The 14,945-nt window shown below is 43.2% G+C and carries 14 protein-coding genes; all 14 read right to left on the bottom strand.

Annotation, left to right across the window (positions count from 1 at the left end):
* Positions 1-11: 11 nt before the first annotated feature.
* Positions 12-3,305: a phage tail spike protein gene (locus ACOXXR_RS04040; RefSeq protein ID WP_445278798.1), complete on the bottom strand. Its 3,294-nt coding sequence runs from the start codon at positions 3,303-3,305 to the stop codon at positions 12-14.
* On the bottom strand, positions 3,305-4,033 hold the full coding sequence (locus tag ACOXXR_RS04035; RefSeq protein ID WP_200771881.1) for a phage tail protein: 729 nt from the start codon (positions 4,031-4,033) through the stop codon (positions 3,305-3,307). Before ACOXXR_RS04035 ends, ACOXXR_RS04040 begins: the two co-directional genes overlap by 1 nt.
* On the bottom strand, positions 4,030-7,146 hold the full coding sequence (locus tag ACOXXR_RS04030; RefSeq protein WP_445278797.1) for a phage tail tape measure protein: 3,117 nt from the start codon (positions 7,144-7,146) through the stop codon (positions 4,030-4,032). The genes ACOXXR_RS04035 and ACOXXR_RS04030 overlap by 4 nt, the downstream gene beginning before the upstream one ends.
* 186 nt (positions 7,147-7,332) lie before the next feature.
* Positions 7,333-7,752, bottom strand: coding sequence for a hypothetical protein (locus tag ACOXXR_RS04025; protein WP_445278796.1), 420 nt, complete (start codon positions 7,750-7,752; stop codon positions 7,333-7,335).
* Positions 7,753-7,754: 2 nt separating this feature from the next.
* Complete coding sequence (locus tag ACOXXR_RS04020) at positions 7,755-8,333, bottom strand: major tail protein (RefSeq protein ID WP_445278795.1); 579 nt, start codon at positions 8,331-8,333, stop codon at positions 7,755-7,757.
* Positions 8,334-8,347: 14 nt separating this feature from the next.
* Positions 8,348-8,665: a hypothetical protein gene (locus tag ACOXXR_RS04015; protein ID WP_445278794.1), complete on the bottom strand. Its 318-nt coding sequence runs from the start codon at positions 8,663-8,665 to the stop codon at positions 8,348-8,350.
* Positions 8,662-9,030: an HK97 gp10 family phage protein gene (locus ACOXXR_RS04010; protein WP_445278793.1), complete on the bottom strand. Its 369-nt coding sequence runs from the start codon at positions 9,028-9,030 to the stop codon at positions 8,662-8,664. The genes ACOXXR_RS04015 and ACOXXR_RS04010 overlap by 4 nt, the downstream gene beginning before the upstream one ends.
* Positions 9,017-9,361, bottom strand: a complete 345-nt coding sequence (locus ACOXXR_RS04005; RefSeq protein WP_445278792.1) for a head-tail adaptor protein — start codon at positions 9,359-9,361, stop codon at positions 9,017-9,019. The genes ACOXXR_RS04010 and ACOXXR_RS04005 overlap by 14 nt, the downstream gene beginning before the upstream one ends.
* A complete protein-coding gene (locus ACOXXR_RS04000; protein ID WP_445278791.1) occupies positions 9,361-9,642 on the bottom strand; it encodes a head-tail connector protein in 282 nt (93 codons plus the stop codon). Before ACOXXR_RS04000 ends, ACOXXR_RS04005 begins: the two co-directional genes overlap by 1 nt.
* An 8-nt stretch (positions 9,643-9,650) precedes the next feature.
* Positions 9,651-10,832, bottom strand: coding sequence for a phage major capsid protein (locus tag ACOXXR_RS03995; protein WP_000036012.1), 1,182 nt, complete (start codon positions 10,830-10,832; stop codon positions 9,651-9,653).
* Between the two features lie 13 nt (positions 10,833-10,845).
* A complete protein-coding gene (locus ACOXXR_RS03990; protein WP_004186346.1) occupies positions 10,846-11,529 on the bottom strand; it encodes a head maturation protease, ClpP-related in 684 nt (227 codons plus the stop codon).
* Entirely contained in the window at positions 11,522-12,784 is a 1,263-nt protein-coding gene (locus ACOXXR_RS03985) for a phage portal protein (RefSeq protein ID WP_268684888.1), read from the bottom strand. Before ACOXXR_RS03985 ends, ACOXXR_RS03990 begins: the two co-directional genes overlap by 8 nt.
* An 87-nt stretch (positions 12,785-12,871) precedes the next feature.
* Positions 12,872-14,464 (bottom strand): terminase large subunit, encoded by a 1,593-nt coding sequence (locus ACOXXR_RS03980; protein ID WP_445278790.1) that lies wholly within the window; start codon positions 14,462-14,464, stop codon positions 12,872-12,874.
* Entirely contained in the window at positions 14,461-14,934 is a 474-nt protein-coding gene (locus ACOXXR_RS03975; protein WP_445278789.1) for a phage terminase small subunit P27 family, read from the bottom strand. The genes ACOXXR_RS03980 and ACOXXR_RS03975 overlap by 4 nt, the downstream gene beginning before the upstream one ends.
* Positions 14,935-14,945 lie beyond the last annotated feature (11 nt).

Genomic DNA, 14,945 nt, shown 5'->3' with positions numbered 1-14,945 from the left:
TGTTTCCTTTCTTATAAATGTCCCACTAAGTTTCTGGTATCCCACCAGGCTGGATGCCCTTCACTATGGCTAGCCCTGTATTCATAGAGCGCCCCAATGCTATTAGACATCCGTTGTAATACCTCGTGAAGTGAAACATAATTACCGCTTGTATCTAAATAGAGCCAAACATCGCCTGTATTAATGGTTGAATCCCTTCTGTCCTGTTTCCTGCTCGGACGCAGTTGAAGTTTTCCTGTTGTAGTCATGACCCAACCATCTTTATTATCATAGGCAGAACTGGCAAAGGACAATTCATCCCCAACCAGATCAAGTGAATCAATATTGTACCCATTCCAAGCTCGAATACCGACAAAGCCACTATCATTGGAGCTTTCAGTGCCATAACGATTGGATCCAATAACAGTTACACCCGCTCTTCCTTTGCCATCGACATTCCCTGTCGCAAACTTAATAAACTGGGTTGGATAACCAGTCAGAACTCGTTTCAAGGCAGCTTGGTCTGTATAATACAAAATTTGACCCGCATTGAGACTGATTTCCATAGCTCGGTTAATGGCTGTTAGGATACCACCTGATATCTTGTTCGCAGATAAAGTTACCGACTGCACCTGGCTGATGAATGCCTGCTTTGAGAAAAGCTTCCTCAGATAAGCTTCGGTCGCAGATAGCTTGTTAAACAAGGCATCATCAACTTTCAATTTCTCAGCCGTTACTGCTTCTGCACTTAAGATTGCGGTTGTGACTGATCCCGATTCAAAGTTGGCTGTCTTTAACTTATCCACCATGGCAGACTTAATCACAGCATGGTCAATTAAAGTTTGTCCTGTGATATGAGTGAGTCTACCATGGATATGATTTACTCCATTCGCTAATAGATTCAAACTGTTTAGTACTGCCCCACTTGAAGTCAAATGCTGAACCGACCAACTGTTTGCGAGCTGAGTTTGAACAGTAGAAACTCTCTGGGTCAAATCCGTCACCTTGGTCACATAGGAAGAATCTGTCAGGACAATCTGGGCCAAGTTATGTTTGACACTGTCTTCCTTTGAGCCAATGAGCCGTGAGTACAGATTAACTGTTTCCTGAACCTTTTGAAAATCACTGCTGTTGGTCTTGCCATTGACTGTCTGCAAAATTTCTGAAAAGCGTCCCTCCACTGTTTGAGAATAGGAGGCAATCTTGGTTTCTGTGTACTGCCGGTCATCCTCTGGAGCTGGACTCGGTGTCGTCGCAATTGTCCCATCTTCCAATTGTGGATCCCGAATATAAAGAACATCACCAACAAGCCAGCCATTCGAATAACATACCCAGGACCAATATCTCTCAAACTTCACGGTAAAAGGATGAACAAACCGATGCCATTCAGTTTGAAGTGTCACGGTTGAAACACCACCGGTCTCAAAACCAAACCGAACAACTACCGACCGACTCGCTTTCATGTCGGCCGAATAGACCATTTTCTTCCCTTGCCATTCAGCCCCCCTTAAATCAAAAATGGGCTTATGAAAGCCACCATTCCCTGCTTTGGTACAAGTAGCTTTGAGATAGTATCCACTTTTGGCATTCGTATCCGGTACCCGTTCAAACTTCCATTCTGATACATTAGACGAGAGGGGCAACAGACCATCAAAATCATAATGACGAATGTAGTTGCGCCCACCAATTTGCAAACTCTCAAAGCGACGATTTAAGCCTTTCACATCTTCTGAATAGGAGGCTTTTGCGACATAGTCCTTGGCTACTTGCTCTCGGACAGTTCTGGCCTGATTGGCTGTTTCCGTCCGTACATACTGCTCCAGTCGTTCCCGCCGTTCACCATCTTTTGAAACATACTCCTGAACCTGTTGGAGAGTTGTTTCAAGACCGGATAGAGTTTGCTTGACTTCTATCTTACTGACAAAAGTGCCCATTTTCTGAAGAATTTCTGTTTGAAAAACTTTCAAGTCTGCTGTTGTTCGATTCGTTACTTCTTGGACATTGTTCAGAGCTTTCTGAGTGGCTCCTGCCTTGCCTAAGGCTTCTTCCGTCTTTTGAGTAATCGTATGAAGAGTCGACTCTGTCGATTTCGTAAAAGCAGTAAACGAACTCTGAATCTGATCACGAGTCTGAGCTGCAATTTCCTCTGCCTTTGCTTTTGCCTTTTCAATGCCATCTAATACCTTACTCTCTTGCTTCTCAAAAGCAGCATCAAAGGCCCTATTGGCATTTTCTAAAGCTCGTTCAACCATCAAATCATGGCTGCCTTGAGCAAGGGTTAAGATGGAATGAGCTGCAGCCGTCAATTTTGAAGAGGTATTATGGCCACCTTCTCTGACTTTATCGTCAAAGGTCAATGAGAAATATTCTTTAGTCAGTGCATCGTATTCATAAGCCACGGCTTGCTTTAACAAATCCACATAATGCTTTCGGCTTTTTAGAGTGACCCAGTCTCCCAAATGAACCGTTTGACCATCTAGCTCATAGGCTTCTATCACAATGGCATCCTGCTCTCGGTCAATCTTATCATGATAGAATTTACTCTCACCCCATTTTCGCAATTCTTCAAGGGTTTTAAGATTGTTATTCGTGAACTCTTTTTCATTGATGTAGGGATAAGCATCAAGCAAAGGACTGTCAACAGTCACGGTTAACGTCTTCTCTTCTTTAGCTCCTTCTGGTTTAAAGGTCGAATGAACATGGATACGTGTCACTACAGTTTGCGAACTTCTATTCCGTTTGTAGGATTTCAGGTTCTGATGAGTCGTAATAATGACACCACGATTCTCTCCTCGGTGCTCTTGAATAGAGAATAAGAAATTATCTCGAGTGACCTCACCTTCCCAGGTTCCAACAATGGAATGCGCTCCATCTAGCAGTACACTGTATAGTGTTGTTGTCTCTTTGGTATTGAAATCCCTGTGCTTTACGATATCACTGGTAAAAGAGAAAGGACTAAGACTAGTTTTGGCTGCCTGAACCATACTGGATAAGGCCGTCATACATCCGACCTGAGAATTTCCAATTGGCTTAATGGAATGCTGCATGACATCATCCGTAATGTGATAGCATAGTACCTCCACATGTTCATCCATCTCAACTGGTTTCTTAATCCGAAACAGCTGTTCTCCCAGTTCAGGTACAGGAGCCTTAATGAGTTTATCTACCTTCAACTGACGATAAAGATGGCTGTCCGTTATAGGATACTTGAGGGTTAAGGTAAAATCTCCATTCAAGGTTTCCTTTACCCTAGCAGATACCGCTTCATAAAGGGGGATACCGTTCCATTTAACTGTTTGTACTTCCTTATCCAATAAATAAAGCATTAGGCCCACCCCCAGACAATCTCAAAACGAATGGACTGAATCCCAGTTCCCAATACGACTCCCACTGTTTTATCTTTTGAAGAGTCAATCGTCAAAAAGTCACCAGACCAATTGATTCTTTTTCCTGATAAGGCTCTAAAACTTGGTTTGTCAGGGTTGTTATCCATCACTAGTGTTTCACCAGACTCTATTTTCTCCAAACGAATAACCTGACTACCAATCGTAAAACTGGTTTCAGTTGAAGTGTTTCCCATTATGGTCAATTGGGGAAAAGCCAAAGCCGAACCTTTCGTTCGCAAAGCACCATTTTGAGTGAATGACTGACTATCTGTATCTTTAAAGAATTTTGTAGGATGGCATTGGAAGGTCGCTTCCATCTCATAAACTCCATGCTTGTCCTTTATCATTTTTGAAACAAGTACCTTATAGCACCAAAGACGGACTGTCTTCAACTGCTCACTCTCCAGCCAAAACTGTTCTTTAGAAAAGAGAGTCAAAAACTGAAAAAGTTCTTCTTCACTTGGCTTGACCACATAAATCTTAAATGTCAACTCCATCACATTTCGATGCTTGTTGGTTTCCATGACGGCACCACTGATCCCTCTATGCTCAAGGAGCTGAGTCTTGCTGCCTTTCATGACAATCGGTGGACTGTTTTCCACTATTACCTTAAAAGGAAACGAAGAGGTATGCACTCCATCAATGACTAATTCATTGTATCGAATCATGTTCCCAATCCTTTCAGTTGTTTTTGCCTAGCGAGTTCTTCTGCCAATCTTCCTGCTACATGTTCTGCCAAGCGTTCTAAATCCGCTTCTTCTCTGATCATAACATCTGAAATAGTGATAGTAATCTGTGGCAGAGCATCCAAGGTAGAACCAATTCCACGACCAATCTGACCCAATGTTTCTCGGTTTAAGGGAAGAACCGCTTCTCTGCCTGCCTCCCCTCCTGCTAAGAGATTCGTACCATTTAGGCCAAAGATGGTTGGCTTGGTTAAAATCCCACCCTTGGCATACCATTCAATCCCAATCCGTGGAATATCCCCCTTTAACCAATCAAGCGGATTGGCCGACCCGCTGACACTAAAGTGCGGCAATGGAATATGCGGCCAAGAGATATGAAAATTAAAGAGATTCTTTATGGCATTGATGGCAGAGGATACGGCATTTTTAGCCCCATCAATCGCTCCAGAAATGGCATTTTTGATTCCATCCCAAATATTTCGAACAGTTGAGAAGATGTTGTTTAGGACATTTGATATGGTCTGCAAGATCCCATTCCAGATATTGGATAGTGTGCTTGCAATCCCCTGAACAATCCCTGTCACCGTGGATTGAATGGCATTCCAAATGGATGAAAATAAAGAAGAAAGGGCTGATAGAATATTTGAAACACTATCTCTGATACCGTTCCAACTATTCACTATAAATTGCCAGATGGCATTAAGAATGGTGCCAATGATGGACTGAATCCCTTCCCATACGGTAGATACAATTTGCTTAATGGTTTCCCAGGCACCAGACCAATCCCCAGTGATCACTTGCATGACCAATGTGATAATACTAAGAATAACATTTAGGACTGTTTCTATTATCGTCTTGATAATATCCCAGGCTGTTGTGACAACGAGCTTGATATTCTCCCAAACAGCTGTTAGATAAGGCCCAATTAAATCCATAATGGTGGTGATTACCGTCGAAATGGCATTCCAGACTGTTGTTGCAGCATCTTGAATCAACTGGTGATTTTCCTGCCACCAAGAAACCAAGGTTCCCCAAATTTCCATCACAAAGTCTACGACTTGCTGAACGATGAAAGAAATAGCCGAATAGATAGCATTCCAAGCAGCCGTAACAGCTGCTCTGAAAGCTTCATTATGTTCCCACAGTTCCTTAATGCCAATGACCAATAAAGCAACAGCTGCTATCACCGCAAGAACAATCCCTACAACAGGAGCAGCCGCAGCTAACATCCCTCCAATCGTCGTCCCAAGAGCTAAAGCTGCAGCTTGTAAGGCCACAATAATGGGTAAGAGAATACCCGCAATAGTCACCAGTCCACCCACAACCAGAATGAACTCCCGCACCGGTTCTGGAAGGTTCATGAACCATTCCGCAACACTTTTCAAAAGCGGAACAAGTTGTTGGAGAATCGGAGCTAGAGTTTCTGCAATCGCTCCTCCAACTTCGGCCATGGCCTCTTTAGCTGCATTTTGTGCAAGCGTGAACTGATCAATAGGGTCAAGAGTTGCTTCATAGGTAGAAGCAACTACTCCCTTTGCTTTTTCTGCGGTTCCTGCTAAATCATCAAAAGATAGAGCCCCCCGCTTAATGGCATCCACCATCCGTGGAGCAGCTTTAGTACCAAAGATACTGGATGCAAGCGTTAATGCTTCCGTTTCACTAGTGCTGTTTCGGATTTGTTCGACCGTTTCTCTTAAGCCTTCACTCAGTGTCTTGCCCTTAGCCGCATAGTTGACTGCTGCTTTGGAGAGGGAAGAAAGAGCAGCCGAAGAATCGACCCCACTTTTTTCAAACTGCCCCATAAGAGCCACACCCTCATCAAACGAAAGTCCTAAAGCCTTAATTTGTGGAGCACCTTGGATGGCTTTGGTCATCAAATCCTGAACGCTAACACCAGTCGTCTGTGCCGTATAAGTGACGGTATCTAAGACACGATTTAAATCACTCGTCTCAAGTCCATATGCTTCAATGGCTTGTTTTGCGGAAATGGCTGATTCCGTCACGTCCGAACCATTGATTTCCGCATACTTAATCAAAGTCGCAGAAGCGTCCTTTAAGGCATCACCAGTCAACCCAAACTGGGTATTAAGCTCACCAACAGCACTGCCCACTGTTTGAAAGTCCGTTGGAATTTCAGTCGCAAGACCTTTTGCAATACCCGTCATCTCATCCAGCGCTTTTCCACTGGCACCGGTTTTGGTGACAATGATATCCATCCCTTCGTCCACTTCTCGAAAAGCTTCCAGTGTTGCTTTTCCGAAGTCAATCAGCTTCTGACTGATTTCGCTCAGTTTTTCACTGAAGTTAGCTAAAATCTCAGACTTTAGAAGATTGTTGGTTTCTGCTAAGCTGTTGTTGGCATTATCACTTGCCCCACTCATGTTGCTCATCTCATCTTGCAGATGATGGTAAGCCGTCTTGGTTTCATTTAGTGACTTCTCTAACTTATTGGCTTCAACTGAGTTCTCACCGTACTCAGCCTTGGTCAACTCTAACTGCCGTTCTAAATTGGCAATCTGTTTCTCGACAATCTCTGACTGAGCCGCAACCTTTTTCTGAGCAAGGGCCAGTTTTTCAGATTCACTGGCATTACGACCTAGCTGACTTTCTTGCAACTTAAAGGAGGAAGCGACTTTCTCACTCTCTGAAGCTAGTTGATTTTGTTCAGCTCCTAAAGCAGCTAGTTTACTTTTGTTGCTGGTGACACTGGAGCCATTTTGCTCCAAAGCTCGGTTGACACCCTCTAGCTTATTCTCATAGCTTTTGAGAGTGTTCTGAGTGATTTCGACCTCTCTTTGAAAAGCCCGATACTGATCAGCTCCGATTTTCCCGCTTTGAAACTGAGCTTCTACCTGAGATTGGGCTTGACGTAGTGTCTCTAGCTTCTCTTTGGTTGTTTGAACTTGCTTGGCTAAAACCTCTTGTTTCTGAGTTAAGAGAGTGACATTGCCTGTGTCAAATTTTAGTGCCTTATCAATTTGTTTCAGCTCTCGGCTTGCTTCTAAGGCTTCGTGATTCACCCCTTTTAGAGCTTTTTGTAAGGGCTGGGTATCGCCTCCAATTTCAATTGTGATTCCTTTAATGGTTCCAGCCATACCCTACCTCCTTATCGCTACATCAAAAGTTATCAAAGTCTGTCTGAGTGGCTTTCCTGCTTCGACTTTCTTCTTTAGTACGCACTTCCACATAGTCTGTCTGATAATCCAGCGCCATGCCAATCGTTATCTCCTTTAAATCTGACATGGATAGCCCTGTCTCTTTACAACAGTGAAAATAGGATTCTACCGTGAAGGTTTCGCTGCTCGCTTCTTCCGACGCATCGACTTTTTTCTGGTTGTCATCCCTTGATTTAACAATTCCATCAGAACCGGTCCTACTGTTTGAAGAGGAAATTCTTCTAAGCCCATAAAGAACTCTTCAAAAGGTTCAATTGATGGGGTAGCTGATTTGGCAAAAACCCAAAAGAGCCGGTGGAAAAACGTCATATCAAAATCCGCCAACATGCTCATATCCACATCCGATGCAGATAAAGTTTTGCCTTCTTCTAGCTGTTCAGCTTTTTTTAGAATCGACTCTGCCTGCAACATTTGAAACAGGTCCTGGAAATAATCTTTCCCAAATTCTTTTTTATAGGCAATTGGTGTGTAAGCATTGGTCGCAAGCTCAATTTTCTTACCTGATAACTGAATCGTTTTCCTCATGATTAACCTCCCGGTTTCATAGTTGGCTCATAGACTTGTGTAAACCAAGTCTTTTTGACATCTTCTGGGGTATCCTCTGTGGTCCTGCGACGGACGATTTTATCCAGCGGCCGAGGACTAGCTTTGAATTTCAATTCTACTTCGTTGATGTCTGAACCACTCTTTGTTTTAGAAGCAACGGTCGGCCTGCTTGCATAACAATAATAGAGCACATGGAGCGTTTCTTTCTTATCCCCTTCAAATCGGAACATCAAAGCAAAGTTTTTCTTCTCACTGCTTGCGATTTCTGAGATGACTTTACTCTGGGCATCAATCGTTTCTCCTAACACTCGGGTCAAAAATTCCTGTGTCAAAAGAGCCAGTTTCAAAGTTCCTTCATAGCCATCATTAGATTCTGTCGTATAAAAATTGATGTTGTCTGCTTTATAGGATCCTGAATCCCCTTGGGGTTCTAAGGTCAGCTCTGCGGCACCCCTAAGTCGCTCCACTGTCCCGTAGGTCAGCGCCCCATCATCTCCTTCTTTGGTTACTTCTGCCCAATGGACATCCTGCAAACCAAAGGTGACTTTATTTTTCTCCATCGGATTTTTCCTTTCTATTGATTTAAATGATAAATGACCTGATACAACTTTTCCGTATCCAGGTAGGTTTCTTCCTTGTAAAAAAAGAGAGAATGACTGTCGAGTTTGGCTTCTATTTTCTCTTCTAATTCAAGGTCTTTTTTCTCGGTATAAAGCTCCAGTCTGACTTGACTTCCTCTGTGATAAACCAGATTATCTGCACCATAATTTTGAGAAGCAGGAAACCAATACACCAAAAAGGGAGGAGCTGGACTATGCCCCTCCTCAAAATGGTGGTAAGCACAGGACAAACCTAGACTGCTTAAAAATGGAAACCACTCATCTTTTTTCATAACTTCTCCTTCAAGTGCTCTTCAAATTGTCGAATCATCTTTTCTTCAACAGGAGCAATATGCCGAATTCCTTCAACCCTGCCACCGCCTCGTTTGGCATGACCATTTTCAAGGAGGTGTGTCAGTCCTGGTGTTCGATTATAAATCGTTTTTGTCAAAGCTAGATTCGTTTCTTTAGTCGCAGTAGAGGTCCAGCCTCGTGCATATTTTCCCCGTTTTTTTGGAGAATGTTTCTTTAACTCATTAACAGCTTCCTTCGTGCTATCTTCCACCACTGCTTTCACTGTTTCAGTAGACCTTTCAACATAATTCTCCAACTCCTTTTGAACAGCTCGAGCTAGGTCAGACGGGTCAATTGTTGCCATATTGTACCTCCTCTGTCGCATCTATCAGGATTATCTCCTGAGGATAAGTCAACGAATCAATGGCCTTGATATTATAAACCTTATTATCAAAGCGAAGACGAGTGGTTTTACTATCCAACTCTTGAATAGCTGGGTCATAGCGCAGCGTAAAGCGTAACTGATGAATATTCTTGACCATTACTGTTGCAGTGCCTTCCGTTTCAAGAAGTACCTTGCAGGAACACCACCTAGAAAACAATTGCTGCCACTGACTGCTTTCATTGCCAATAGCATCTTTCACAATGACTCGTTTTTCAAAGAAAACCCGTTTGCTTAATGGAGCTATCTTCATCAGAACACATCCCTTCTGTGAGCAGAAAGAAGAGCCTTGAGGAGTTCTACCAAACTCTCCTGCCCTCCTTCTTCTCGGTGCTCGTAAAGATAAGCTGTCCCAAACAAAACAATCGTCTGAAGGAAGTCAACTTCTTTCTCCTCCGTCACTTCCTCCAGATTCTTGCGTAGGATACTGGAACACAACTCTTCACTGGCAGAAATCATGACTTGAATCAACTGATCATCCTCTGAGTGTTCAACCCTTAGATAGTTCCTTGCTTCCTCCAAACTAATCTTCATGAGAAGCCTCATTTCATGGTCAAAACTTTAACCGCTTCATTCAGAATTAACTTACCATCCACACGCTGACTAGCAAGGAAGCCAACTTGACCACTTTCTGCATAGAGCTCATTCAGACGCTTAAAGGAACGTCCTTGACGGTCCGCAATCCAGTAGTAAGAAAAGTCACCGAAAGCCAAAACTTTCTTACCTGTATCAATCGTTGGTACAAAGCTAGAGGTGAAATAAGGACGATTCAGAATCATATCTGGTACACCAGCTTGAACAGATGGCTGCCAGATATAGTTGCCATTATTGTCCTTGAGTTTCCGTAAGGCTTTGACAGTCGAATCGTTCAAAATCCATACTGCATTTTTCCGATAAGGTGATTTAAGCGAGTGATACAAATCCATGACATCGTCAAAGGTAATCGTCGCACCACCACTAGTCGCCCCTTCAGTGACCGTTTGAAAAATTCCAGTTGGCTTACCTGTTCCATCACCAATCAGAAAAGCTTCTTCTTCCTTCACACCAATACGACGAGCAAATTCATTAGCCATATAGCTTTCCAAATCAAAGACGGAATCATAGAGCAGCTCATCAGAAATCTTAATGGCTGTTCCAACCTTATGGGAACCAAGCGTTACTTGACTAAAGGTATCTTCTGATTCCTTAAACTTAGAGTTCTCATCCATCCAAGTGGCTTCACCGTTCCCTGACACAACTGGAATCTTCCGCTCCCCGCTTGAAGTCTGAATGACCGTTGCAAGACTCCGCATGAAGTTTTCTTCTTGAAGAGCCTGAATCAGGCGTTTCTCATATTCATCTGGAACCAAGTAACCGCCACGTGAGTCGTCTCCAATACTGAGGGTATTTTCGATATCATAGAAGTTTTTCTTGCGGATATTGTTCCAAAAAGCTGTGTTATAGGCTTTAGAGGAACGTCCGCCTTTTGGATTTCCTCCGCCTACAGTTGGATTGGCAACAATCGCTTGACTAACCGGACTGGCTAATTCCTTATCCAGTGCTTCCTGCCGCTCCAAGCGTTCAATCTCTTTACCAAGGCGAACAACCTCATCTTCCATTTCTTCATAACGGGCCGTATCTTCTACAGAAACCAGCCCCTTATCATCCCGACAGGTATCCAGAAAGCTTTTTGCTTTCTCCCATACCTGTGCTCGTTTTTCCCGCAATTGTAAAATTTTACTCATGGTTATTCCTTTCTTATTTCAAGAGTGACAACCGTTTCTCTAACTGAGAAACTGGTGTTTTGGGCTGAGGTTTTTTATCAGCCAATTTTAAAAGCAGCTGGTTGGTCACCGCTGCTCGACTAAACATCATACTTTGAACCGTCCCATCTTCATGAGGTGCAGGCTCATACAAAATAGAATCCGCAAATCCAAGTTCAAGAGCCTTCTTAGCATTAAACCAAGACTCAGCATCCATCAAGTGGGATAGCTGTACCCGAGATAAACTAGTCTTAATTTCATAGGCATTGAGAATGGACTCTTTGACTTCCGATAACATAGCAATGGCCTTCTCCATTTCTTTAGAGTCGCCAATTGCGACCGTCATCGGATTGTGAATCATCATCATAGCTACCGGACTCATATTGACTGTGGTTCCCGCCATAGCAATGACACTGGCTGCCGAAGCTGCAATGCCATCAATATTGACGGTCACGTCATCTTTGTAGTCCATTAACATGTTGTAGATTTGGGCTGCCGCAAAGACATCTCCACCCGGTGAATTAATCCATAAGGTCAATGGACCACTGCCACTCATGAGTTCATTCTTAAAGATTTGTGGAGTCACATCATCATCCACCCAGGATTCACTGGCGATTGTGCCATTTAGATGCAGTACGCGCCCCATTTCATCCTCGCTGAAATTCCAAAATTTATTCATGACTCTCTCCTTCTTGATTTGTTTTCATAAATCCTCCTGCATCCTTTAACTTGGTCATATTTCCATTAATGAGATAAAGGTCACCACCTTCTTCTGACGGTATAGGGTTAAGTTCTTCTAACTTCCTGATGTCATTGGTTGATAGCCAACCGTTTTGTCGGCCAATCGCATAGCCATTCATCCGACTTTGGTAATCCCCACGAAGCAAGCCGTCCACATTAAATTTGATGAAATGGGTCTTCTTCTCTTCCGGCAGCAGCAAACTTTTCTTAAGAGCCTGTTCAAACCGAACCACCCAGGGGTCCAAGGTATACTTAACAAACTCAAGGGATTGCTGTTCAATATTAGAAAAACTGGACTTCTCTAAATCTCCTACCATATGCGGTGGAATCCGAAAGAGACGTGCAATCTCATTGATTTGAAACTTGCGGGTTTCCAAGAACTGTGCTTCTTCAGGCGGTATCCCAATTTGCTTATAGCTCATCCCTTCTTCCAGGACAGCTACCTTATGAGCATTTCGTGTCCCCTGATAGACTGCATTCCAAGAATCTCGCACCTTTCCAGGGTCTTTTAAGATACCCGGGTGTTCGAGAACTCCACCGGGGTTAGCACCGTTGCTAAAGAAACTAGCGCCATATTCTTCACAAGCAAGCGTCATCCCCACCGCATTCTTCGCCAGAGCAATCGGAGAATAACCAATCAGACCATCAAACCCTAAGCCTGGAATATGAAGTACCTCTTCTTGTGATAAAACAATGCTTCCTTTTTCCTGAAAATTAGGATTGTCTTCCTCATAACGATTGTAAACATAATAGAGCTTCCCCTTCTCACTTCGATGAACGCTCATCTGATCCGGTAGCAATGGATACAGCCCAATCACCTGACCTGAACGGTCACGAAGAATCTGAGAATAGGCATTTCCCCAGATTAAGAGATGGCTCATCAAGGTTTCCCGAAAGACAAAAGATGTCATATCAGGGTTCGGTTCATCATGCAAAAGCGTGTAAAGGACATGTTCCGTATCCTTTGCTTTTCCTCCTTCGGTGTATCGATAAACATGAAGAGGTAAAGATGCAATGGTCTCTGACAAAATCCTTACGCAGGCATAGACCGCTGTCGTTTGTAGTGCCGTCCGTTCATTGACCGTTTTCCCACTCGTGGTTCGACCAAAGAGTAGCGAAAAGTCATTTCCTTCATACTTATTTTTGGGCTCTCCCCTCTGTCGTTTTAGTCCTAATCGTTCCAATATTCCCATAGTCATCTCCTTTTCTAGGCATGAAAAAAAGCACCTCGCTTGAGATGCTTTACAATCACTCTTTCAATTGTGGAAAATCTAATAAATTTAAAAGTATAAGATTCCTCGCTCATCATAAATACTACCGTCATTCTTTTGATGTCGAATGCACCTGTCTAAAGCCATAATGGTCGCAATAATCCCGTCAATCTTTTCGACAGATTTTTCTTTATCAGGCTTAATATTTCCGGCTGGGTCCTGTCTCATGACTACGTTTTGGGCCATCCATTTTAGAACCGGATGACCTCCATGCTGGATTTTACCTTCCATCATAAGTTTATAGTACTCTTTGGAAGGTGGACTCATGTCCTTATAGCCCTGACCAAATGGAACCATTGTTAAGCCCATGCCTTCTAAGTTCTGAACCATCTGTGTCGCATTCCAGCGGTCATAGGCAATTTCTTTGATATGATAGATAGTGGACAGTTTTTCAATGTACCGTTCAATAAATCCATAATGAACAACATTCCCTTCCGTGGTAAGAAGAAATCCTTTCTTTTTCCAGACATCGTACAACACATGGTCTCGTCTAGATCTAAGAACCAAGGTTTCTTCAGGCAACCAAAAATATGGAAGAACTTGATAGTTCTCTGCTTCATTTCTTGGTGGGAAGATTAGGACAAAGGCTGTAATATCTGAAGTGGAAGATAAATCCAGACCAGCATAACAATCTCTGCCTTTGAGACTCTCAACATCAATCGGCTGTCTTCCTTTATCGTAGATATGTTCCGGAATCCAAGTCACAGCTGAATTGGTCCAGATATTGAGTCGTAGCTGCTTGAATACATTTTCTTCTGCTGGGTTATCTAAGGCATTCAGATAAGCTTCCCTAACCCGGTCAATCCCAATCGTATAACCAAGGGAGGGATTAGCCTTTAGCCAGTTCTCTTCATCGTTCCAATCATCTTCTTCTGAAAGGCCATAGACAACTGGATAAAAGGTACTATCTTTTTTTCGCCCCTTTAGTATATCTAAGGCCTTGGTATGCAATTCATAACAAATAGAGTTCTTATCGTTTCCTGCTGTCGTGATAATAAAAAAGAGCGGCTGCTCCCTGGCATCACCACTCCCTTTGGTTAAGACATCGTATAAATGGCGATTGGGCTGGGCATGAATTTCATCAAAGACTAAACCTGATACATTGAGTCCATGCTTGGTCCCAGTTTCAGCCGATAACACTTGATAGAAGCCAGCATTGGAATAATTGATGATACGTTTAGTGGCTCCCATGACTTTGGTTCGTTTCTCCAGAGCTTTACTCATCAAAACCATTTGCTTGGCCACATCAAATACAATAGAGGCTTGATTTCGGTCACAAGCTGCCCCATACACTTCGGCACTGGCTTCTCCGTCTGCGTATAAGAGATAAAGAGCAATCGCAGCAGCCAGTTCAGACTTCCCATTCTTTTTGGGAATCTCTACATAGGCCGTCAGGAACTGTCGATTCCCATCTTCCTTTACGATACCAAAAAGGTCACGTACAATTTGTTCCTGCCAGGGTAATAAGAAGAATTTCTGTCCCGCCCAGCGCCCTTTGGTGTGGCAGAGATTCTGAATGAAGGTTACTGCCCGGTTTGCCTTCTTCTCGTCATAATGAGAAGTTGGAAGCATAAAGGGAGAAGGAATATAATGGTCCATCATAAGCGTCCTCCTAATAATTCTTCCATTTCATCACCTGACCCCACATCTGTATCCATCGAAGCAAGTCGTGTTCTGGCAGATGGAGTCAAGCCAAACTGTTCACAGAATTTAAGCATGATTTTAAGATTGGTCTGAGAAATAGAAACTTGTGGCACTTGTTGGAGATAGCCATTGGGAGTTTTGATGATAGAGCCGTGTTTTGAAAGAAACTCTTCTGCTTCCTTCCAGCGTGCATATGCTTGGCAGTAACCTGCAAAAGCCGTCATATCCATATCGGTTAAAAGTCCCAATCCTTCTAGGATTTTGCTCATACGCTTCCATTCTTTCTTGGCATCTTCTTCAAGCCAGGAAGGGCATCTAGGAGCTTTCTTCTTAGGCTGAATTTCATTCTTTGGAAGTGGACGCTTGCCAGGATTCCCTTCTAAGATTTTTAAACTAATTGGTTTGGGCTTTCTGCCCTTCTGTGCCATGCCCTCACCCC

The organism is Streptococcus sp. KHUD_013, from assembly GCF_052588545.1.
This window is presented reverse-complemented; position numbering and strand designations above follow the sequence as displayed.